This window comes from Amycolatopsis mediterranei (assembly GCF_026017845.1).
GTDB lineage: Bacteria > Actinomycetota > Actinomycetes > Mycobacteriales > Pseudonocardiaceae > Amycolatopsis > Amycolatopsis mediterranei.
On the sequence record NZ_CP100416.1, the window covers coordinates 6,644,463 to 6,664,758 of the forward strand.

Here is a 20,296-nt window from a genome sequence, read left to right on the forward strand (position 1 = left end):
GTGGACAACAGCGACCTCTACGCGGAGACGGGTTCGAGGGCCTCACCGACCGGGCGGGGTTCGGCCGCCGGAGCGGAGCCGCCGCGACCGAGGAAGCCGTAACCCGCGCCGACGAGCACGCCACCACCGACAAGGTTGCCCAGACCGACCAGCACCAAGTTCACCGCGAAAGCCCCGAAAGTCGCACCCGGCACGTCCTCGAACATGCCGAGGGAGAACACCGTCATGTTGGCCACCACGTGCTCGAACCCGGAGCCGATGAACGCCAGCAGGCACCAGAAGATCAGCGTCAGCTTCGCGCCGTCCGACTTCGTCCGCGCGGCCATCCAGACCGCGAGGCATACCAGGAAGTTGCACAACACGCCACGGAAGAACAGCATCACCGCCGGCTCCGCGGCCTTGGCCTTCACCGTCGCCGCCAGCAGCGCGGCCGCGGGTGCGGCGTGCCCGGGAGTGGCTCCGGCCTGCAGGATTCCGCTTTCGTGGACCAGCCAGGCGAACACGACCGAGCCGGCCAGGTTGCCTGCGAACGATCCCGCGATCACCGCGAACCCGGCGCCCACTCCGCGACGGCCCGCGAACATGCCCTGCACCATCGTCATCATGTTCCCGGTCGACAGCTCACCGCCCGCGAACACCACCAGCGTCAAGGCGATCCCGAACACCAGCCCCTGCACGAGTTTCGTCCACGGCGACTGTGCCGCGTTGAGCGGTCCTGTCACCGCGAGCAGCAGTACGACGGCGACTCCGATGTAGGCACCCGCCAGCGCCGAGCTCACCAGGTACCGGCCTGGCCGGCGCAGCTCGCCGATCTTGCTTCGGGCGGCGTCCGCCTGGACACTGAGGGCTTCGGCAATCGGGACGGGCACGGTGACTCCTCCTGGCGGTATCGGCTACGGCGATCGCACGATCGCTTGCCCAGTCGAACTGTTGCCAAGGACATGACAGTGACGCGGTGATCACGGTCTCGTGACCGAATTCGCACCGTCGCGACTTGGCCGCGTGAGGACGCCCATACGAGCCAAAGACGACACAACAGCGTGTCCTCTTTGGCTCGAACGGAACGCTCGCCGACCTCAAGCGTCATGTGAGCCTGTGCGCGGCCTTGCTGGATCTGTCGCGACGACGCAGCGCGCCGCCGACGCGGTCGGCCAAGCGGTCGCGACGCCGCCGAGACCGACGGACTCGCCCACGCCGCCACCACGAACCACGCCGGACGGACGCCAGCTGAGGGGTGACGGTCGTCCGGCCGACCCGGGGGAAAGAGGATGGCTCGTCGAACGGCTGCCGCAAGCAGCCGGGGGAACCGGCGGGCCATCCTCTCCGGCGGCCCACCCGTGACGGGGCGCCTTCCCGAGGGACGAGCCTGCCGGCGGAATCCGGGGCGCGCCGTCCGCGCAACCGGTGACCGGCATCCCGGAGGCGCACCTTCTTGCCCACCGTCCTGCTCGTGCTGACGGCGTTACGGTTTCTGTCGCCGTCTGGCCAAACGCAGCGCCAGCACGACGGCCAGGAACACCCCGATGAGGGTTGAAGCGGTGACGAGGTGGTTCATGAGCTGACCTCCGGCGAGCGAGATTCCCGCCAGCATATCGCTGGGCTCACGCCAAAACGATGGCCACGAAAGATGTCGTGACCACCACGGCCGCCAGCAAGATTTCTTCGCTGTCGAGGGGTCATGACCGCGACTCCTCGTCCATCGGACCCCGTACTCTGCCCGTTTACCGTGTTCAGGCGAAAACGAAGTAGCGCAGCCACAGGTACGGTGCCGCGACCAGCACGGTGATCACGGTGACGACCGCGCCCTTCTTGGTGAATTCCCAAAACGAGATCGGCGAACCGGAGCGGGCGGCGATACCCAGCATGACGACGTTGGCACTGGCGCCGACCGCCGTCATGTTGCCGCCGAAGTCGGCGCCGATCGCCAGCGACCACCACAGCGCCTCGGAATGCGCCGGATCGGGGATGTCCTCAGTGAGGGCGAGCACCAGCGGACTCATCGTCGCCACATACGGGATGTTGTCGATGACGCCCGACAGCACCGCCGACACGCCCAGGATGAGCGTCACCGCGAGCAGGGCGTTGCCGCCGGTGGCGTCGGCGGCGAGGCGGGCGAGCGTCCCGATGACCCCGGTCTTGACCAGCGCGCCGATCATGATGAACAACCCGGCGAAGAACAGCAGGGTTTCCCATTCGACGCCGGCGAGGTACTGCTTCGGCTCGGCTCCGGAGATCAGCACGAGGACGCCGGCGCCGAGCAGAGCCACGATCGACGGCTCGATGTGGATCACCGAGTGCAGCACGAAACCGGCGAACACCGCGAGCAGCACGACGCCGCATTTGATTAGCAGTTCAGGTTTCTGGATCGCTTCGCGTTCGTTGAGCGCCATCACGTCGGCCACCCTCGCCGGGTCGACCGTGAACGAGCCGCGGAACAACCGCGGCAGGACCAGGGTGAACACGACCAGTTCGATCGCCACGAGCGGGGCCAGGTTGACCAGGAAGTCGTTGAACGCCAGGCCCGCGCGGCTGCCGATGATGATGTTCGGCGGGTCACCGATCAACGTTGCCGTGCCGCCGATGTTGGAGGCGAGCACCTCGGCGATGAGGAACGGGACCGGTTTGATGTCCAGCCGGTCGCAGACCAGCAGCGTCACCGGGGCGATCAGCAGGACGGTCGTGACGTTGTCCAGGAACGCCGAAGCGACCGCGGTGATCAGGCACAGCAGGATCATCACCCGCAGCGGCGAGCCCTTGGCCCGTTTCGCCGCCCAGATCGCGACGTACTCGAAGACGCCGGTCCGGCGCAGGATGCCGACGATGATCATCATGCCGAGCAGCAGGAAGATGACGTTCCAGTCGACGCCGGTGTCTTCGGAGAAGAACGCGTCTTCCGAGCCGCTCACGCCCAGCGCGAGCACGACCCCGGCGCCGCCGAGCGCGGCGGCCATCTTCGGGATCTTCTCGGTCGCGATGAAGAGGTAGGCGACCACGAACACGGTGACGGCGATGACGGTGCTCATGCCACCGCCCACGCCGGGGTCAGTGCGGCGCCAGCGCCAGCTCGAGCAGCCGGGACGCCGAAACCACGCCGAGCAGCGTCTTGCCCTCCATGACCGCGACCAGCGGACACCGCAGCCGGGCCATCATCGCCGCGACCTCGACGATCGTGTCGTCGGAGCTCACCCGGGGCAGCTCGGTGGCCTTCTCCGGCAGCAGCGAGCGCACAGTCTTGCCGGCCAGCTTGTCCGCGACCCGATCGGCCATCGACTCGTTCAGCACCCCGGCCAGCGAAGGGTCGTCGCGCACGTAGTTCGGGATGAGGAACTGCACCACCTGCGAGGCCGGCAGCACCGACTGCGGGCAGCCCGTCTTGTCGGTCACGACCAGGCCGGGCAGCCGCCGCTCGGCCAGCAGCCGGGCGGCGTCCAGCGCGTCGGAGTCCAGCTCCACGACCGGGTATTCCTCGGCCATCTCGGCGGCGTGCATCGTCCCAGCGTACGACGTCCCGAGCGGGGGCGCCGGGGTTCATGGGCTTCTCCTGTCGGTTTCTTGACGGTCCTCGGCGCGGGTGGCGTGGCCGGTGGGCAGGTTGTCCGGGGGCTCGACTCGAAGCGCCTTGGCGATGGGGACGTCGGTCGAGGAGTGCAGCACGATCGACAACGCGATCGTCACGGCGACGAGGTCGAACACCAGCTCGCTGTCCGGAATTCCGGATTGCAACGCGAGCAGTCCGTAAACCACCGACGCGAACCCTTTCGGCCCGAACCACGCCGCGGTCGAGCGTTCCCGCCCCGACATCGGGGTGCGCAGCAGCGACAGCAGCACGGCGGCCGGCCGGACCAGCACGATCGCCAGCACGGCGACGACCCACGCGCCGACGCTCAGGTGCGACAGCCGGTCGGGGGTGATCAGGGCGCCGAACACCAGCAGCGCGGCGAACTTCGTGATCTCCGACAGCAAGTCACCCAGCGGTTCGAAGTGCTCGGCCGCGACCTTGTCCATCGTCGCCAGCGTCGAGCCGGCGGCGAACGCGGCCAGGTACGGGTTCGCGTGCGTGAGATGACACCCCGCGTAGAGCATCACGGCGATCGCCAACGGTCCGAGCGCTTGCAGCCGCGGTTCGGCGGTGAGCACCTTGAGCCGCCACGCCAGGCACACCAGCGCCGGCACCGCAATACCCAGCACCAGCCCGAGCACGAGTTCGAGCGCGACCGTGCCCAGATCGGACTCGGTGTGCGCGGCGGTGGCCAGGAAGATCAGCACGAACGGCAGCGCCAGGCCGTCGTTGAGGCCGGACTCGACGTTGAGCAGCCGCCGCAGCCGCAACGGCACGTCGTCACGCCCGACGATCGCCGCCGCGAACACCGGGTCCGTCGGCGACAGGATCGCCCCGACCAGCAACGCGGTCGGCCAGTCCAGCCCGACGAGGAAGTGCGCCGGCACGGCCACGCCGATCATGGTCAGCGGCATCCCCAGCCCGAGCGCCCGGCCGGAGAGCCGCCAGCCTTCCCGCAGTGCCGGCAGGCTCGCTCGCTGGCCGTCGGTGAACAGGACGGTGAAGAGCGCGATGTCCGCCAGCGCGGTGACCAGCGGATCGCGGGGATGGATCTCGACCAGCCCGAACCCGCCCTGCCCGATCAGGGCTCCGGCCAGCAGGAACAGCAACGCCGTCGACAGGATCGTGCGGGCGGCGACGCCGGACAGCGACACGCTGATCAACAGCACGACGCCGAACGCCAAGATGAGCGCCATCGAACTCCCTACGGTCGGCGATACCGCCCGCCGCCCGGGGTGGGCACGGACAGGCCGACCAGACTTCCCGGCACTCCTGCGCGTAAAGATGCCGCATGGACCGGCCGAGAGCAAACCGACGGCGGCTCATCACCCTGTGGTGATACTCACCCGGCCACCGCCCGCCCGGAGCTTCAGTCCTGACGTCGTTCGCCCGGCTGGTGATCGAATCTCGCGCTCCTGGTCATCACCAGGAAGACGATCAAGCCGACCGTGACGACGGCGTCGATGACTGTCGGAACCCACTGGAACTCGCCAGTCAGCTGATTTGCCAGGAGGATCAACGGCGGCCCGGCCACACCGCAGAAGAACAGGTTGATCTTCATCGTCTTGCGAGTTGCTCGTAGGTCCTTTTCCACTGCTGCCTCCGGACGTGAACCACAGTTCCGGCAGCGCACCGGTACCAGGTTGCGACGCATCAGGCGGCATCGCTGCGCGACCGGAAGTACCTCACTTGGGCACATCCGGCCATGCTGCCCCCGCAAGAATGTCGCAAAGACCCGATACTGGCCAGGCGGGCGCGTTACCTGCCAACGTGGCGATCGCCGACCCGCAAGGAATGCGTTAGAAAGTCAGCGAAAGCCTTGACTCCCCCACGACGAAGGACCCGCCCCGTGCCCCGCATCACCACAGTTCCACCACACCCGCGGCCGGGGCTGATGCACCGCCGTGGCGTGCTGCTGTTCGCGTTCGCCTTCGCCGTGATGGCCGACCCGGTCTCGTCCGTGGCGTACGCGATCGAGGCGGCGCTGCGGGCGCTGCACGGCGATCTGGCGCTGCTGCTGCCGACGATGGCGCTGGTCGTCGGGATCGTGGTGCTGGTCATCGTGAACTACCACCAGCTGGTCGCCCGCTACCCGCAGGGCGGCGGCGCGGCCGCGGCGACCGGCGAGGCGTTCGGCGAAGGCGCCGCGTTCATCCCGATCGGGGCGCTCATCGTCGACTTCGTGCTCACCATCGCCATCAGCTCCGCGGCCGGTGCCTCCGCGGTGATCGCGTTCGTCCCCGCACTCGCGCCGTGGCGGGTCCTGATCGCGGTCCTGCTGGTCGCGGTGGTGGCCGGCGGAACGTGGTTCGGGCACCTCGGCCGGACGGTGTTCGCCGTGATGACCGTGGCGTTCATCGCCCTCGCCGTCGCCGTGCTGGTGTCCGGGCTGTTCGTCGACCCGCGGCCCGCCGGGACCACCAGTGCCGATCCGGGGCATTCGCCGCTGGTGGCGGTGGCGCTGGCGTTCCCGGTCGCGATGGCACTGGCCACCGGCATCGAAGCCCCGTCCTCGGCGATCGCGCAGCTCGGCCAGCTCGACGATCCCGGGCGACGCCGGTTCGGCCGGGTCACGCTGTGGCTGACGCTGGGTGTGGTGGGCACCATCACCCTCGCCTTGACCGCGCAGGCGGTCCGGCTCGGCATCGGCGTCCCGCACGAGGACACCACCCAGGTCGCCGAGCTCGCCCGCGCGGCCACTTCGACGCCGGTGTTCGCCGCGTTCCAGCTGACCACCGCGCTGTTGCTGCTGTCCGCGGCGAGTTCGTCGTTCCAGGCCGGACCGGGCCTGTTCAAGGCGCTCGCGCGGCACCGCCACGCGGACGGCACCACCACGGGCATCCTCCCGGCCGGGCTGGGCCGCACCAACAACCACCACACGCCGTACTGGGGTGTCGTGGTGTTCCTGGTGGCCGCCGGCGCGGTGACGGCCGCGGCCGGCGGGCGGGACCAGGAGCTCGTCCTGTTCTACGCGGCCTCGGTGTTCGTCAGTTTCCTCGCCGGCCTGACCGCGATGGCCAAGTTCTCCCTGCGGGAGCGGCGGATCGGGTTCCTCGTGGTCAACCTCGTCGGTGCACTGGCGGTCGGGTTCACCCTCGTGGTGAACCTGACCCGCGGCGACCCGATCATCTCCATCGCCGCCTCGCTGCTCATCGCCGCCGGGCTGTACTGGCTGTGGGTCCGGTCCGGACGTCCGCGCGGCATCCGCAACATCGCCGCCGAGGCCGAGCACGAGGAATGACGTGCCGGGCGGAGTACGGGTACGCTCACCAGCGGTGTGCCGGGAAGCCTGGTCGGCGTCGTTGAACCCGTCGATGTCAGGAGCACGCCATGCCGCAGGGAGCCGATCGGACCGCACTCGGGCCGATGGTCATCGTCGCCGCCGACCAGCACGAACACTCGCCGCTGATCATCGACGACATCGCCCGCGAGATCCTGCCGCGCACCGGGCGGCTGGTGATCGCGTGGCGGCCACTGCGGAAAGCCCTCTACTCGGCGACCGAGAAGAAGATGCCCGGCCTGTGGGCGAGCATGCTGTGCCGCAAACGGTTCATCGACGACAAGCTCCTCGCCGCAGTCGAGAGGGGTGTCGGCGCGGTGGTCATCCTGGGCGCGGGCTTCGACACTCGCGCCTACCGCCTGTCGGCACTCCACGGCATCCCGGTCTATGAGGTGGACTTGCCGGCGAACATCGCCCGCAAGGAGGCCGCGCTGCGGAAGGCGTTCGGGCGACTTCCCGAGTCGGTCACCCTGGTGCCGGTCGACTTCGAAACCCAGGATCTCGCCGAAGAGCTCGCCGAGCACGGCTACCGGAGTGCGCAGCGGACGTTTTTCATCTGGGAAGCCGTGACCCAGTACCTGACCGAGACCGCGGTGCGGCGGACACTCGACGTCCTGTCCGCCGCACCACCCGGCAGCGGCCTCACGTTCACCTACATCCGGCAGGACTTCCTCGACGGCACAACGTCCTACGGTGCCCAGGCCGCACACGACGAGTTCGTCGTCAAACGCCGGCTGTGGCATTTCGGGCTGCACCCCGGCGAGGTCGCAGCGTTCCTCGCCGGGTACGGCTGGCGCGAGGTCGAGCAGTGCGGCCCGGCCGAGTTCACCGACCGCTACCTTCGCCCCAGCGGCCGCGCGCTACCGGTGTCCGAAGTCGAACGGTCCGTCTACGCCGAGCGCCGCTGACCTGGTTCAAGTACCGATGTCGCGCCGGTTGAAACCCGCAACGGCGACGAGGACCTGTGGGGTTCCACAAGCCGGTCCGCGCAGCTGACCTGCGGCGACAAGCGTGTTAGACGCATACCTCCGGCGCCGGCCCGGCACACCGACACGACCTGGCGGCAGTTCCTGCGTACACAGGCCTCGACGATGCTGGCCTGCGACTTCTTCCACGTCGACTGCGCGGTCACCCTCAAGCGGATCTACGTGTTCTTCGTGCTGGAGGTCGGCAGCCGCTACGTCGCATATGGGGGCCCAGCAGCCAACTGCCCGCGAAGCCCGGCGCGTCGTCGAAGTAGAACTCGCGGATCGCCTCCAGCACGTCGTCCGTGGTTGTGAAGCCGTCGCTGTCCCCCGTCGAGCCGGCGGAACACGTCCCGGGCGTCGCTTCCGGGCGGGAGCGTCCGGGCCGTGACCGAACTCTTCGGCCAGCCGATGGTCCGCCGCGACGAAGTCTGACCGCTCGACGAAGCCGTCACCGTCGGCATCGGAGGTCTGGAACCGCCGAGCCGGTTTCCGGTCGAGAAACGCCGGAACTCTCTTGGCCTTCCCCTCCGGAGCGCAGACTTGATCAGGACGCAGTACGACCGCGCCCTGGTATCGGCGCGCATGGATCTCGCACCCGTTCGTGCCGGCCGCGCTCGGACCGCGCCCGTCGCTGTCTACCGTCGGGGTCCGCGATGCGTCGCGGCGCAGCCGAGCTCAAGCGCGAACGCGGCCTCCGCGTGGTCAAATCGCCGATCGGAGCAAGTGTCGCGCACGAACCTCGGCAAGAACCGGCTGTCCGCGCTCGTCCTGTTCGGGATGGCGCCCGCGGTCACGAAATTGCCGCCCGACTTCGGCGCCGACTAGGCACGTCACCTCTCCCACCAAGTCGCTCCCAACTCGGCCCTGGTGCCGTTGCGGAGCTTGCCCTCCGGACCGAATCGCTCGAGTGGATCGTGGCGGACGTGCGGGCGGCGCTCCTGGCGCCGACGGTCGAGCTGGACCGGGTTGGTCAGCGGACCGTCGCGTACATCTTCGATCCAGCAGGTGCAAGTGCGCGACCGCGTTCGAGTCTCGGATCGTGCGCGGCTCATACCCGGCGGCAAATCCTCTTGCAGGTCCCGGGTCGACCGCGCCGGCCGTGGCCAGGGAACGCCTAGGCGCCCGGTGACGTCCATCCTCTTTCCCGACGGAGTCGGCGCCGACGGCGTCCTGGCGTGTCGGAGGCCGGCATGGCGGCATTCGCGGGGAATACGCGTGGACTGCGACGCCGGTGCTCCTCTGCCACGGCGACATCAGGGGTGACGCGCTGCGCGTTGAGGTTGCGGATGGTGCCTACCAGCCGGGCGACATCGGCGTCCGAGGCGGTCGCCATGGACGGCATCGACTTCACGAACGCCGACATCGCGTCGTCGTCGTCCAGTTGAAGCCGTACCGGCAGCGCTACCCGCGCGCAACTGAAGGCCCGGTTCGCCATGCCACATCCTCCGCTCGTCGGTCGACGAGCACGCGGGTACCCACCACTGTCCTCGGCGGAACGCGCCGGGGAATGTTTCACCTTGTGGTGTACGCCACGCTTCCGGCGGACGCTCGACCGAGTCGATCTGCGGCACTCCTCGGCCGGTCACGGTGAACATTCGGCCGAGGCACGCGAATTGCCGCGTCGGCGATTCGGCTGTGGTCCGGTGCACCGCACCCTGCTCACTGTGCATCACTGTGCCCGCGTCACCGGTCACTCGACATCGTGAACCAAGGCGATTCCGCGAGGAGTTCGCGCACTCAATCAAGAACAATATGCCGCCATCCGACTGAACTCCCGGATCGCACCGCGACCTGCACGAGTGGCATTCCGATCGAACCGGGGTTTCCCCGGAACCGGCTGTTAGTTTCGCTGATGACGACGGGACTTCCCTCATAGAGAACCTGACCGGCGACCGTCCCGTGCCAACGCGCCGCGGGATCATCCCGGCGACCTCCTGCCACCAAGGTCACACCCATGCCCGGGCCCAGCACAGACGCAGTTACGCCGTCCACCCGTCCTGACGTTCGCGCCCGCCGTCGTCCATATTCCTCCGCTGCCGAGTGCCGACCACCAGAGCCGACCCGAACACTCGCAGCGCCGGCTGAGTGCCGCAATGCCCGAGCCGGGTGATTTCAGCATCCCGCCACACTGGCCAGATTCGGCAGGACGCCACAGCTGCGATGGGAGCAGGCTCGGCGGCCGGCACTGAGCGGCTTCACCCTGATTCGGCCAGGCCGGAGTGGCGAGCACGATAGGCGATCCGGGCCTACTACTGCGCCGCCCGGGGAGTGGTCGAACGAGGTCAGCCCGAGGCCCCGGAGTTCGGGCCGGAGACCGGGAGGGGAGCGGGTGCCCGGCCGGTTGGCCGGCGATCTTGCCGAACCGGTGCGCGGCGGGGCATCCGGGTCGTTGCCGCAGAAGAACTCCTCGAGTGCCTGGTGGAACTCGGCGCGATCCAGCTCGCCGGAGCCGTCCAAGTCCAACGCGGCGAAGACCGCCGAAAAGTCCTCCGTGGACACGGCCCCCAGGCCGATGCCGGTGCCGCCCACCGGGGTGTTCTGGGAGGTGCCGCGACACCACGGTCCCGGCCGGATTCATGACCGCAGGGGCTTCAGCCGCCGCCGATTCCTTGTTTCGGCGGCGGCACACGTGTAGGAACGGATTCTCGAGCCCGGATCAGTCGTTCCGGCGCCGACCTCCGGTTCTGGGAGACGACGTGCAGCCCGAATTCGTCAACAGCTCGCCCCACCACCCCGTTGTCGTGGCACACCAGGCACAGCGACGTGCCGATGTTCAACTCCGGATCGCCGACGCGATCACCGCGTTCGCCGGCTCCATGCCGTTCGTCTACATCCACGCCGTGCTGTTCACGGTCTGGATGGTCTTCATCGAGCCGGATCCGTGGCCCAAACTGACGCTGATCGTTTCCCTCGAAGCGATCTTCCTCTCGACGTTCGTCATGGTCGGGCAGAACCGTCAGGCCGCGTTCCAGCAGGCCAAGGCCGACCACGATTTCACCGAACAGGAGCAAGAACTCAAGACCAACACACAACTGACCCGGGAGATCCATGTCCTCACCACCGAGTTGCACCGGCGTCTGGTCGAGGACGCCGGCCGATGACCTACAGCAGCAGCTCGGCGGCGAGCAGCGCGACCTCGACCGCCAACCGGTTGTCGGCGATTGAACCACCGAGCAGGTCCTCGGCCTTGCGGACGCGGTAGTGCACGGTGTTCTTGTGCAGGTGCGGCCGCGCCGCGGCCTGCGTGTAGCTGCCCCGAGCTCGAGGAACACGTGCAGGGTGTCACACAGCTGCCTGGTCGCGGTCTCGTCGCCGATGAGCCCGGGCAGGATCCGGTCCACCCAGCGCCGGAGGTCCTCCTTGTCCCGGGTGAGCAGCGCGGCAACCGCGACGGCATCGAACAACACGACGGTCCCGACGTGGACGCCGCCCGTTTCGGCGATCGCGCGGGCCCGCTGGGCCTCGCGTAGCGTGCCGCGGAAACCGGCCGGCCCGGGGGCGGGGGCCGCCCAGGGCGATCCGCAGCGGGCCCTCGACCTGTGTCCGAAGCTGATCGCGATCGATCTCGAAGCGGCTGTGGTGGGTGAGCCACGCCCACAGCGTCCGGTCGTCGTCGAGCATGGTCAGCGGTGTTCCGCGGCCGGAAACCTCGGCCAGCAGGCGCGCGCCGGCCTGCAGCGCGGCCGGATGTCCGGGGGCAGCCACACCACGGCCGCCTGGTGCCACCCGCCCAGCGACCAGCCGAGCAGCGACTCGGCGGCGTCCTCGCCGAGACCTTCGGACTCGAGCACGAGCCGGATCTGGGCCGCGCGGGCGGCGCCGGTGCGGCTGTTCCACCGGCGACGCTCGGTCTCGTAGATGTCGATCAGGCCTTCGATGACCAGATCGATGTAGTTGCCGACCCGCTCGGACAGGTCCGCGATCGCGGCCAGCGCGACCGCGGTGTCGACGCCGGTGATGCGACCGAGTCCGACGCTGCTGCCGACGACGACCGCGTACACGACCCCTTCGGGCGTGTGGTCGGCGGCGTAGTCCGCGCGTCCGGTCACCTTCAGCCGTCCGTCCACTCGCGACAGCGGCGCGCCGACGGCGGTCTGGGGCTGCGGGCTCATGCGGCTCCTCCCACGCCGCGCAGCTGGCGTTCGACGGTGCGTTTCAGCAGTTCGACCTTGAAGCCGTTGTGCGCCAACGGCTGGGCGCCGTCCGCCGCCCGCGCGGCGGCGTCGGACCACAGCTGCTCGGACGGCTGCTTGCCGAGCAGAAAATGCTCTACAATGGACAGTTTCCACGGCACGGTGCCCACTCCTCCGGCGGCGACCTTCGCCTCGCGGACCACGCCGCCACGCACGTTCAGGGCGACGGCGGCGGACGTCAGGGCGAATTCGTAGGACTGCCGGTCGCGGACTTTCAGGTACCCGGATTTCAGCGTCCGTGGGTACGCCGGCACCTCCACGGCCGTGATCAGCTCACCCGGCCGGAGGGCCTGTTCGCGGTCCGGGGTGGTTCCGGGCCGCAGCAGGAAGTCGGTGAACGGCAGGGTGCGCGACCCGGTCGGCCCCAGCAGGTGCACGGTGACCTCCAGCGCCGTGCACGCCACGGCGAGGTCGGAGGGATGGGTGGCCACGCACTGCTCGGAGCCGCCGAGGATCGCGTGAGCGCGGTTGTAGCCCCCCAGCGCGGCACAGCCCGAACCCGGCGAGCGCTTGTTGCAGGCGGCGGTCACGTCGCGGAAGTACGTGCAGCGCGTGCGTTGCATGATGTTCCCGCCGAGGGTCGCCATGTTCCGCAGCTGGGCGGACGCACTCAGCTCCAGGGCCTGCGAAATGACCGGGTGGACCGCGGGGTGGGCGGCCGCCTGGGACATGCTCACCAGCGCGCCGAGCCGCAGCCCGCCGGTCTTGGTGACGGTGATCTCGCGCAGCGGCAAGGCGGTGATGTCGACGAGGGCGTCGGGCCGTTCGACGGTCTCGCGCATCAGGTCGACGAGCGTCGTGCCTCCGGCGATGTAGCGACCACCGCGCTGCCCGGCGTCGAGCGCGTCACGGGTGTTCGCGGCCTTCGTGAAGGAAAACGGGTGCATCGCCCCTCACTTCCGGCCGGCGGTCTGCTCGACCGCGCGCACGATCTTGACGTAGCACCCGCAGCGGCAGATGTTGCCGCTCATCCACTCCCGGATCTCCTCCGGCGAGCCGGTGTGGCCCTCGCGAAGGCAGCCGACGCCGGACATGATCTGGCCGGGAGTGCAGTAGCCGCACTGGAAGGCGTCCTGGTCGATGAACGCCTGTTGCAGCGGGTGCAGCTTCTCCCCGGCGGACAATCCCTCGATGGTCGTGACCTCGGCGCCCTCCAGCCGCACCGCCAGGGTGAGGCAGGCGTTGACGCGCTGCCCGCCGACCAGGACCGTGCACGCCCCGCAGGCACCGGCGTCGCAAGGCGGTCGCCGCCATGAACGTGCGCCGGGAAAGCTCGGCTGGAGACTCGAGGAGTTCGGCGGACATACCTGCTCTCTCGGTTCGGCGACGGCTCCGGCGGAAATCGGACGATTCACCCAGGTTGGCAGCGTGATCAGCCTCGGTGGCAGGACCTGCTGTGCCGGGGCACACCAGGGCCTGGCACCTCCGCGGCGACGCTGCGACTATGAAGAGCTGGGCCGCGGCACGACCTTGAGGGTCGCGGACCGTGCGGCCGGGCTGGTGATGGACCGCACCGGGCTCGAGTAGCGCCGGTACTTGGCGCGGTAGGCCGCGTCGATGCGGTCGTTCACCTCCTCGTCGTCGATATCCACAAAGGACACGTCGTATTCAGCGCCGCCGGCGCGGATGCGGCCTTCGTGGCGGGTCCGGGTGCCGCGGAACCACGCGGCCGACGGTCCCCGGACGGAACGGACGTAGAAGTCGTCGTCGAGGCGGACACCCCAGATGACGCGGTAGGACCGGGCGGTGCCGTCTTCCCGCAGCGAGGTGATCTCGACCTCGTCCGGACGGTCGAGCGCGGTGAGGTCGAAGGTGGTCATGATTTCCCTCATCGATCGAGCATGCGCATCTGCGCCTCTTCGTGGTGGTCGCCCGATGCGGGCGTGAGCGCGTCCAGCTTGGCGAGCTGTCCGGCGGTCAGCTCGAGGCCGTCGGCCGCGGTGTTCTCCTCCAGCCGGGAGACGCGCTTGGTGCCCGGGATCGGGGCGATGTCGTCACCCCGGGACAGCAACCAGGCCAGCGCGACCTGGGCGGGAGTCGCCCCGGCTTCGGTGGCGACGGCTTCCACCTCGTCGGCGAGACGCAGGTTGCGCTGGAAGTTCTCGCCGGTGAACCGCGGGTTGGTCTTGCGCCGGTCGCCGTCGTCGAAGTCCTCTGTGGACCGGATCCGGCCGGTGAGGAACCCGTGCCCCAGCGGGGAATACGGGACGAACCCGATGTTCAGCTCCCGCAGCAGCGGCAGGATCTCCGGCTCGGGATCCCGGGTCCACAGCGAGTACTCCGACTGCAGCGCGGTGATCGGGTGCACGGCGTGGGCCCGCCGGATCGTGTCGACCCCGGCCTCGGACAGGCCGATGTGGCGGATCTTGCCCTCGGCCACCAGTTCGGCGAGGGCGCCGACGGTGTCCTCGATCGGTGTCGCCGGGTCGACGCGGTGCTGGTAGTACAGGTCGATGTGGTCCGTGCCCAGCCGGCGCAGCGACCCGTCGACCGCGGCCCGGATGTTCGCGGGACTGCTGTCGGGTGTGCCGGGCTCGCGGCCGGTGTGGGAGATCAACCCGAACTTCGTCGCCAGCACGACCTCGTCACGATGGCCCTGCAGAGCCTGGCCGACCAGCTCTTCGTTGGCGTACGGGCCGTAGACCTCGGCGGTGTCGATGAGCGTGACACCGAGGTCGAGCGCGCGGTGGATGGTGCGGATCGACCCGGCATCGTCGGTGCCGGCCCCGGTGTAGCCGAAGGACATGCCCATGGCGCCGAGCCCGATGCGCGCGACGTCGAGGTCACGCAGCTTGACGTGCTTCATCGTGGTACCTCCCTTCACGGCTGGACGAGGACTTTGAGCGCTTCGCGGTCTGCCATCGCGCGGTAGCCGTCCGGCACCTCGTCGAGGCCGATCGTGCGGTCGAACACGCGACCCGGCTCGAACTTGCCCTCGAGCACGTCGGGCAGCAGCTCCTCGATGTACGCGCGGGCCGGCGCCACCCCACCGGTGACGGTGATGTTGCGCAGGATGGTGTCCATCCCGAACGGGATTTCGGTGTACTGCGCGACGCCGAGCCGGCTCACCGCACCGCCGTCGCGGACCACACCCAGCGCGGTGTGCATCGACTGCTCCGTGCCGACGCACTCGACGACCGTCTGGGTCCCGTCGCCGCCGGTCAGCTCGCGGACCTTGGTGACGCCTTCTTCACCCCGCTCGGCGACGACGTCGGTGGCGCCGAACTCGCGCCCGAGGTCCGTGCGGTCGGTGTGGCGGCCCATCAGGATGATCTGCTCGGCCCCGAGCCGCCGCGCGGCCAGCACCGCGGACAGCCCGACCGCGCCGTCGCCGATCACGGTCACCGACGAACCCGGCTTCACCCCGCCGGTGACGACGCCGTGGTGCCCGGTGCAGAACACGTCCGACAGCGTCAGCAGCGACGGGAACAGCGCGGAGTCCTCGCCTACCGGCAGCTTGACGAGGGTGCCATCGGCGAAGGGCACTCGCACGGCCTCGCCCTGTCCGCCGTCCACCCCGTTGAGGCCCCACTGGCCGCCGTGGCGGCACGAGGGCTGCAGCCCGGCCCGGCAGAAGTCACAGGTGTTGTCCGCCCAGACGAACGGCGCCACCACGACGTCACCGGTCCTGAACCCGGTTACTTCGGCGCCGGTTTCCTCGACCACGCCGAGGAACTCGTGTCCCATCCGCCGGCCGTGCTCGGAGGCGGGCATCGCCCCGTAAGGCCACAGGTCGCTGCCGCAGATACACGAACGCAGCACGCGCACCACGGCGTCACTCGGTCGGTCGATCTTCGGGTCGGGCACGTGCTCCACGCGCACGTCGCCGGCCCCGTACATCACAGTCGCTCGCATCGGCATCTTCCTGTCGTCGGTCTCGGTCACCTCCCACGAAACCCGCTCCGCCGCGGGCGCGGGAGGGACGGGCGTTCGGGGTAATGACAGTGCCCCCCACGATCGGGCGGCCACCTCTACCGTGGCCGTTGTGGACAGTGGAGTGAAGTCGCCCACGTGGCTGATCACCGGATGTTCGAGTGGCCTCGGCCGGGCGCTGACCCAGGCAGTGCTCGCCCGCGGCTGGAAGGCGGTCGTCACGGCCCGGAAACCGGAGTCGATCGCCGACCTCGTGGCGCCGTACCCCGAGACCGGTCTCGCGCTCGCCTTGGACGTCACCGAGCCGGCCCGGGTCGCCGAAGCCGTCCAGGCGGCAGAGGACCGCTTCGGCCAGGTGGACGTGCTCGTCAACAATGCCGGACACGGGTACCGCGCCGCCGTCGAGGAAGGCGAGGAGGACGAGGTCGCGGAGCTGTTCGCGACCAACTTCTTCGGACCGGTCGCCCTGATCAAAGCGGTCCTGCCGGGCATGCGTGCCCGGCGCGCGGGTGCGGTGGTGAACGTGTCTTCGATCGCGGGCCGGCTGGCCGCGCCGGGGTCCGGGTACTACTCGGCGACCAAGTTCGCCCTGGAGGGGATGTCCGACGCCCTGCGCAAGGAAGTCACCCCGTTGGGGATCAAGGTCATCGTGGTGGACCCGGGCGCCTTCCGGACCGGCTTCGCCGGCCGGTCGCTGCAGCAGGCGGGTCAAGCCATCGCCGACTACGCCGAGACCGCCGGGCGCCGCCGCAAGGAGAACGACAGCTCGCACGGCCACCAGCCGGGCGACCCGGCACGGGGAGCCGAGGCGATCGTCACCGCGGTGGAATCGGACAAACCTCCGTTCCGGCTCCTCCTGGGCAGCGACGCCGTCAAGACCGTGCGCGCGGAGCTCGAAGGCCAGCTCGCCGAGGTGAACGACTGGGCCGACCTCAGCGTGACGACCGACTTCCCGAGCTGAGCTCGGCACGGCTGTCGAGCAGAACCATCGCGTCGTGGTCCCGCGGGCGGAGGTGTTCGAGCAGCAGCTCCGTGCCCGGCGAGACGTTCTGCGTGCCCGGCACCGGACGGTGCGGCGGCGTCATGTGGGCGGCCTGAGCCGCCAGATCGAACAGGTGCGCGTGCTCGGTCTCGTCGAGGCGCAGTGCGGTCGCGAGCGCATCGATCACCCCGGGGCTCGGACGGTGTTCCCTGCCCCGCTCCAGCCGCGTGTAGTAGTCGACGCTCATCCCGGCCAGCGACGCCAGCTCTTCCCGGCGCAGGCCCGGCGTGCGCCGGCACCCCGGCCCGGCGGGTATCCCGGCCTGCTCCGGCTTCACCTGCGCGCGCCGGGCGCGGAGGAAGTTGCCCAGCTCGGTGCCGTCCTGCCGACCTGCCATGCGGACCAGTGTGCCAGCTCGGGGCGCCGGTCCCGCGGGATCGGCGCCCCGGTGCGTCAGGCTTCGGGGATCTCCCGGCCGAAGGCTTCCAGGGTGATGTCTTCGGGCTGCGGGCCGCCGCGCACACCGGTGTCGAGCGCGTCGATGGCCGACAGTTCCCCATCGGTGAGCTCGAAGTCGAACACGGCGAAGTTCTCGGCGATCCGCGCGGGCTTGGTCGACTTCGGGATGACCGACCGGCCCTGCTGCAGGCCCCAGCGCAACATGACCTGCGCCGGCGACTTGCCGTGGGCTTCGGCGATGCGCACGATCGTCTCGTTTTCGAGGGTGCTGCTGTGCTGGCCGTCGCGGTAGAACGTGATTCCCCCGATCGGGGACCACGCCTGCGAGATGATGCCGTGCTCCGCGTTCGCCGCGAGGACGTCGGGCTGCCGGAAGTACGGGTGCACCTCGATCTGGTTGACCGCCGGCACCACCGAAGTCTCCTTGAACAGGCTTTCGAGGTGGTCGCGCATGAAGTTGCTGACCCCGATCGCACGCACGCGCCCGTCTTCCAGGAGCTTCTCCAGCGCGCGGTACGCGTCGACGGTCAGGTCGAACCGCGACGGCAGCGCCTGGTGCAGGATCAGCAGGTCGATCTGCTCGATACCGAGCTTGCCCGCGCTCTTGTCGAACGCGTGCAGGGTGGCGTCGTAGCCGTAGTCACTGATCCACACCTTCGTCTCGATGAAGATGTCGGACCGGTCGACCCCGGAGCGCCGGATGCCTTCACCGACGCCGCGCTCGTTCATGTACGCGGCCGCGGTGTCGATGTGGCGGTAGCCGGTTTTCAGCGCGGCCGCGACCGCCGCGGTGGTTTCGTCCGGCGGGGTCTGGAAGACACCGAAGCCCAGGGCGGGCATCTCGACCCCGTTGTTCAACGTCAGATTCGTGCTCATGCCTCCACGCTAAGCGCGAGCGGCCGGGGGTGGGAGGCGCTGGCGTTGCCCCTCAGCCGATCAGGTGCGGTCGGCGGCTTCGCTCGTCAGGTCCTGCGTGGCGGCCCAGCTGGCGAGCAGCTTGAGCGCGTCGGCGGTCGGGGTGTCGGGAGCCGCGGTGTAGACGTTGAGCACCAGACCCGGCTCGGACGGGAGCTCCATCGACTCGTAGCTCAGGTCGAGCTCCCCCACGACCGGGTGCCGCAGCCGCTTGCGGCCACTGCGGTGGAACTGCACGTCGTGAGACGCCCAGCGCTTGCGGAACACCTCACTCTGGGTCGACAGCTCGCCGACGAGCTTGATCAGCGCCGGGTCGTGCGGCGTGCGGCCCGCCTCCAGCCGCAACATCGCCGCGGAGTCGTTGGCGACCCGTTCCCAGTCGACGAAGAACTCGTGCGCCGACGGGTCGAGGTACACGAACCTGGCCGTGTTCACCGGCCGGCGAGGATCCGCCAGCAACGGCGCGTACAGGGCGCGGGCGAGCCCGTTCATCGCCACGATGTCGTGCCGCCCGTTGCGCACCCACGCAGGCGCGTCGGTGATGGCGTCCAGCACATACTGGGTGGTGGCGCGCACGCTGGCCGGCGGCGTTCGGCGCCGGGAGGAGCCCGGCCCCGCGGTGCGGGCGAGCGAGAACAAGTGGTCCCGTTCCGCCTCGTCCAGTTGCAGCGCTTGGGCCAGGGCGTCCAGCACGCTCTCGGAGGCCCCGGCGAGGTTCCCGCGTTCCATGCGGACGTAGTAGTCGATGGAGACGCCGGCGAGCATCGCGACCTCTTCGCGACGCAGTCCCTTGACCCGGCGATTGCCGCCGTAGGCGGGCAGCCCGGCCTGGTCGGGGGTGATGCGCGCCCGCCGCGAGCTGAGGAACTCGCGGACCTCGGCGCGGTGGTCGGTCCGGTCCATACCCCCAGGGTAAGCGGCCCGCCACCGCTGAAGGAGGCACTGGTGTTACCCGGAACGGCACACACTCCCCGCGCCCGCGCGGACGCCGTTGACTGGGCACCCGAGTACCAGCGAAGGGAGAGCCGTGGAAAAGCTGCCGAAGACGCCCTCGACCAAGGGACCGGCCGAGATGTTCACCGGTGACGTCTACTTCGACGTCGTCTACCAGGGTGAAGAGCCCTCGCGCATGCGCGCCAACGTCGTGCGCTTCGCCCCAGGGGCGCGCACTGCCTGGCACAGCCACGCCGTGGGCCAGACCCTCCACGTGACCGAGGGCATCGGCCTCGTGCAGGCCCGCGGCGGCGACATCGTCGTCATGCGCCCGGGTGACGTGATTTGCACCCCACCGGGTGAATGGCACTGGCACGGCGCGGCGCCCGAGAACTTCATGACGCACCTCGCCCTGTGGGAGGCCCCGGCTCCCGGCGACGACACGCCCGAGTCGACCTGGGGCGAGCACGTGACCGGCGCCGAATACCGCCTGCCGTGATGGGCCGCCGCCGGTTCCTCCGCGGCGGCGCGGCGACCGCACTGGGAGTTGCTTCGCTGATGGCCTGTGGCACCGACGACCCGCGACCGACCACCCCACCGTCCCCGCAGGCCGGGAGGCGGGTTCTGCTCGCCTACTTCTCCCGCGCCGGCGAGAACTACTACTACGGCGGACGGAAGAACCTCGACGTCGGCAACACCGAGCTGCTGGCTCGCATGATCAGCGGCAGCATCGCCTGCGACGTCCACCGCGTCGAAGCCGCCGCGCCCTACTCCGACAGCTATGACGACACGGTGGCGCGCAACGTCCGCGAGCAGAACGCCGATGCCCGGCCGGCCATCGCCAACCCGCTCCCGGACATCGTCGGCTACGGCGTCGTGCTGCTGGCCAGCGGCCTCTGGAACGTCCGCCCGCCGATGATCATGCGGACCTTCGCCGAGCGCTTCGACTTCACCGGCAAGACGGTCCTACCGGTCACCACCTACGCCGTGAGCGGCCTGGGCCGGGCCCCCGACGACTACCGGCAGGCCTGCCGGGGCGCGACCATCGGCGAAGGACTCGCCGTGCGTGGCGAAGAGGTCGGCCAAGCTGGAGCCGACGTGACGGCCTGGCTCCAGCGCGTCGGCCTGCGGTGA

20 protein-coding genes and 1 pseudogene are annotated in these 20,296 nt (G+C 69.6%); 6 read left to right on the forward strand and 15 right to left on the reverse strand.

The features are described 5' to 3' along the window. Positions 1-17 precede the first annotated feature (17 nt). From ISP_RS29365 to ISP_RS29385, 5 genes are all read right to left on the reverse strand, one after another. Positions 18-869: a formate/nitrite transporter family protein gene (locus ISP_RS29365; protein WP_013227555.1), complete on the reverse strand. Its 852-nt coding sequence runs from the start codon at positions 867-869 to the stop codon at positions 18-20. A gap of 861 nt (positions 870-1,730) precedes the next feature. Then, positions 1,731-3,023 carry an ArsB/NhaD family transporter gene (locus ISP_RS29370; protein WP_013227556.1) on the reverse strand — a complete coding sequence of 431 codons (1,293 nt, stop codon included), beginning with the start codon at positions 3,021-3,023 and terminating at the stop codon, positions 1,731-1,733. Between the two features lie 19 nt (positions 3,024-3,042). After that, complete coding sequence (locus ISP_RS29375; protein WP_013227557.1) at positions 3,043-3,489, reverse strand: CBS domain-containing protein; 447 nt, start codon at positions 3,487-3,489, stop codon at positions 3,043-3,045. Between the two features lie 39 nt (positions 3,490-3,528). Further along, positions 3,529-4,755 (reverse strand): cation:proton antiporter, encoded by a 1,227-nt coding sequence (locus tag ISP_RS29380; RefSeq protein ID WP_013227558.1) that lies wholly within the window; start codon positions 4,753-4,755, stop codon positions 3,529-3,531. A gap of 173 nt (positions 4,756-4,928) precedes the next feature. Beyond that, entirely contained in the window at positions 4,929-5,120 is a 192-nt protein-coding gene (locus ISP_RS29385) for a hypothetical protein (protein ID WP_013227559.1), read from the reverse strand. Between the two features lie 288 nt (positions 5,121-5,408). Here ISP_RS29385 and ISP_RS29390 point away from each other — a divergent pair, with 288 nt between their 5' ends. The 3 genes from ISP_RS29390 to ISP_RS29400 all read left to right on the forward strand — a co-directional run bounded on the left by ISP_RS29390 (position 5,409) and on the right by ISP_RS29400 (position 10,908). Continuing rightward, positions 5,409-6,800, forward strand: a complete 1,392-nt coding sequence (locus ISP_RS29390) for an APC family permease (protein WP_230468426.1) — start codon at positions 5,409-5,411, stop codon at positions 6,798-6,800. 89 nt (positions 6,801-6,889) lie between these two features. Beyond that, on the forward strand, positions 6,890-7,747 hold the full coding sequence (locus tag ISP_RS29395; RefSeq protein WP_013227561.1) for an SAM-dependent methyltransferase: 858 nt from the start codon (positions 6,890-6,892) through the stop codon (positions 7,745-7,747). A 2,756-nt stretch (positions 7,748-10,503) separates the two neighbouring features. Next, a complete protein-coding gene (locus ISP_RS29400; protein ID WP_013227562.1) occupies positions 10,504-10,908 on the forward strand; it encodes a DUF1003 domain-containing protein in 405 nt (134 codons plus the stop codon). A 1-nt stretch (position 10,909) separates the two neighbouring features. Here ISP_RS29400 and ISP_RS29405 read toward each other — a convergent pair whose 3' ends face one another. The 7 genes and pseudogenes from ISP_RS29405 to ISP_RS29435 form a co-directional block, all read right to left on the reverse strand. After that, entirely contained in the window at positions 10,910-11,014 is a 105-nt protein-coding gene (locus tag ISP_RS29405; protein ID WP_014467335.1) for a hypothetical protein, read from the reverse strand. A gap of 416 nt (positions 11,015-11,430) precedes the next feature. Continuing rightward, positions 11,431-11,919, reverse strand: coding sequence for a hypothetical protein (locus ISP_RS29410; protein ID WP_013227563.1), 489 nt, complete (start codon positions 11,917-11,919; stop codon positions 11,431-11,433). Beyond that, positions 11,916-12,887 carry an FAD binding domain-containing protein gene (locus ISP_RS29415; RefSeq protein WP_013227564.1) on the reverse strand — a complete coding sequence of 324 codons (972 nt, stop codon included), beginning with the start codon at positions 12,885-12,887 and terminating at the stop codon, positions 11,916-11,918. The genes ISP_RS29410 and ISP_RS29415 overlap by 4 nt, the downstream gene beginning before the upstream one ends. 6 nt (positions 12,888-12,893) lie before the next feature. Further along, positions 12,894-13,238, reverse strand: a pseudogene (locus tag ISP_RS29420) ((2Fe-2S)-binding protein); the annotation flags it as partial. 204 nt (positions 13,239-13,442) lie between these two features. Further along, positions 13,443-13,832, reverse strand: a complete 390-nt coding sequence (locus ISP_RS29425) for a DUF2255 family protein (protein WP_230468427.1) — start codon at positions 13,830-13,832, stop codon at positions 13,443-13,445. After that, the gene (locus tag ISP_RS29430) at positions 13,829-14,806 is read right to left on the reverse strand and encodes an aldo/keto reductase (RefSeq protein WP_013227567.1); all 978 of its coding nucleotides are present in this window, start codon (positions 14,804-14,806) and stop codon (positions 13,829-13,831) included. The genes ISP_RS29425 and ISP_RS29430 overlap by 4 nt, the downstream gene beginning before the upstream one ends. Before the next feature lie 14 nt (positions 14,807-14,820). Next, positions 14,821-15,855: a zinc-binding dehydrogenase gene (locus tag ISP_RS29435; protein WP_014467337.1), complete on the reverse strand. Its 1,035-nt coding sequence runs from the start codon at positions 15,853-15,855 to the stop codon at positions 14,821-14,823. 142 nt (positions 15,856-15,997) lie between these two features. Between ISP_RS29435 and ISP_RS29440 the strand changes: the two genes are divergently transcribed. Further along, positions 15,998-16,834 (forward strand): oxidoreductase, encoded by an 837-nt coding sequence (locus ISP_RS29440; protein ID WP_013227569.1) that lies wholly within the window; start codon positions 15,998-16,000, stop codon positions 16,832-16,834. On the opposite strand, the gene ISP_RS29445 is transcribed toward ISP_RS29440, so the two are convergent. From ISP_RS29445 to ISP_RS29455, 3 genes are read right to left on the reverse strand one after another with little or no spacing between them, the layout of a single operon-like run. Then, positions 16,806-17,252, reverse strand: a complete 447-nt coding sequence (locus ISP_RS29445; RefSeq protein ID WP_013227570.1) for a helix-turn-helix domain-containing protein — start codon at positions 17,250-17,252, stop codon at positions 16,806-16,808. The two genes, ISP_RS29440 and ISP_RS29445, sit on opposite strands and share 29 nt — an antisense overlap. Before the next feature lie 56 nt (positions 17,253-17,308). Further along, positions 17,309-18,190 carry an aldo/keto reductase gene (locus tag ISP_RS29450; RefSeq protein ID WP_013227571.1) on the reverse strand — a complete coding sequence of 294 codons (882 nt, stop codon included), beginning with the start codon at positions 18,188-18,190 and terminating at the stop codon, positions 17,309-17,311. Between the two features lie 60 nt (positions 18,191-18,250). Then, the gene (locus tag ISP_RS29455) at positions 18,251-19,132 is read right to left on the reverse strand and encodes a helix-turn-helix transcriptional regulator (protein ID WP_013227572.1); all 882 of its coding nucleotides are present in this window, start codon (positions 19,130-19,132) and stop codon (positions 18,251-18,253) included. A gap of 124 nt (positions 19,133-19,256) precedes the next feature. Here ISP_RS29455 and ISP_RS29460 point away from each other — a divergent pair, with 124 nt between their 5' ends. Both ISP_RS29460 and ISP_RS29465 read left to right on the forward strand, forming a co-directional pair. After that, the gene (locus ISP_RS29460) at positions 19,257-19,661 is read left to right on the forward strand and encodes a (R)-mandelonitrile lyase (protein WP_013227573.1); all 405 of its coding nucleotides are present in this window, start codon (positions 19,257-19,259) and stop codon (positions 19,659-19,661) included. Next, positions 19,661-20,296, forward strand: a complete 636-nt coding sequence (locus tag ISP_RS29465) for a flavodoxin (RefSeq protein ID WP_014467338.1) — start codon at positions 19,661-19,663, stop codon at positions 20,294-20,296. Before ISP_RS29460 ends, ISP_RS29465 begins: the two co-directional genes overlap by 1 nt.

What these genes read in the sequence shown, in the direction of transcription:
- ISP_RS29370 (WP_013227556.1), bottom strand. Translation starts at nt 3,023, where the DNA reads ATGAGCACCGTCATCGCCGTCACCGTGTTCGTGGTCGCCTACCTCTTC.
- ISP_RS29375 (WP_013227557.1), bottom strand. Translation starts at nt 3,489, where the DNA reads ATGCACGCCGCCGAGATGGCCGAGGAATACCCGGTCGTGGAGCTGGAC.
- ISP_RS29380 (WP_013227558.1), bottom strand. Translation starts at nt 4,755, where the DNA reads ATGGCGCTCATCTTGGCGTTCGGCGTCGTGCTGTTGATCAGCGTGTCG.
- ISP_RS29385 (WP_013227559.1), bottom strand. Translation starts at nt 5,120, where the DNA reads ATGAAGATCAACCTGTTCTTCTGCGGTGTGGCCGGGCCGCCGTTGATC.
- ISP_RS29395 (WP_013227561.1), top strand. Translation starts at nt 6,890, where the DNA reads ATGCCGCAGGGAGCCGATCGGACCGCACTCGGGCCGATGGTCATCGTC.
- ISP_RS29410 (WP_013227563.1), bottom strand. Translation starts at nt 11,919, where the DNA reads ATGAGCCCGCAGCCCCAGACCGCCGTCGGCGCGCCGCTGTCGCGAGTG.
- ISP_RS29415 (WP_013227564.1), bottom strand. Translation starts at nt 12,887, where the DNA reads ATGCACCCGTTTTCCTTCACGAAGGCCGCGAACACCCGTGACGCGCTC.
- ISP_RS29425 (WP_230468427.1), bottom strand. Translation starts at nt 13,832, where the DNA reads ATGAGGGAAATCATGACCACCTTCGACCTCACCGCGCTCGACCGTCCG.
- ISP_RS29430 (WP_013227567.1), bottom strand. Translation starts at nt 14,806, where the DNA reads ATGAAGCACGTCAAGCTGCGTGACCTCGACGTCGCGCGCATCGGGCTC.
- ISP_RS29435 (WP_014467337.1), bottom strand. Translation starts at nt 15,855, where the DNA reads ATGCGAGCGACTGTGATGTACGGGGCCGGCGACGTGCGCGTGGAGCAC.
- ISP_RS29445 (WP_013227570.1), bottom strand. Translation starts at nt 17,252, where the DNA reads ATGGCAGGTCGGCAGGACGGCACCGAGCTGGGCAACTTCCTCCGCGCC.
- ISP_RS29450 (WP_013227571.1), bottom strand. Translation starts at nt 18,190, where the DNA reads ATGAGCACGAATCTGACGTTGAACAACGGGGTCGAGATGCCCGCCCTG.
- ISP_RS29455 (WP_013227572.1), bottom strand. Translation starts at nt 19,132, where the DNA reads ATGGACCGGACCGACCACCGCGCCGAGGTCCGCGAGTTCCTCAGCTCG.
- ISP_RS29465 (WP_014467338.1), top strand. Translation starts at nt 19,661, where the DNA reads ATGGGCCGCCGCCGGTTCCTCCGCGGCGGCGCGGCGACCGCACTGGGA.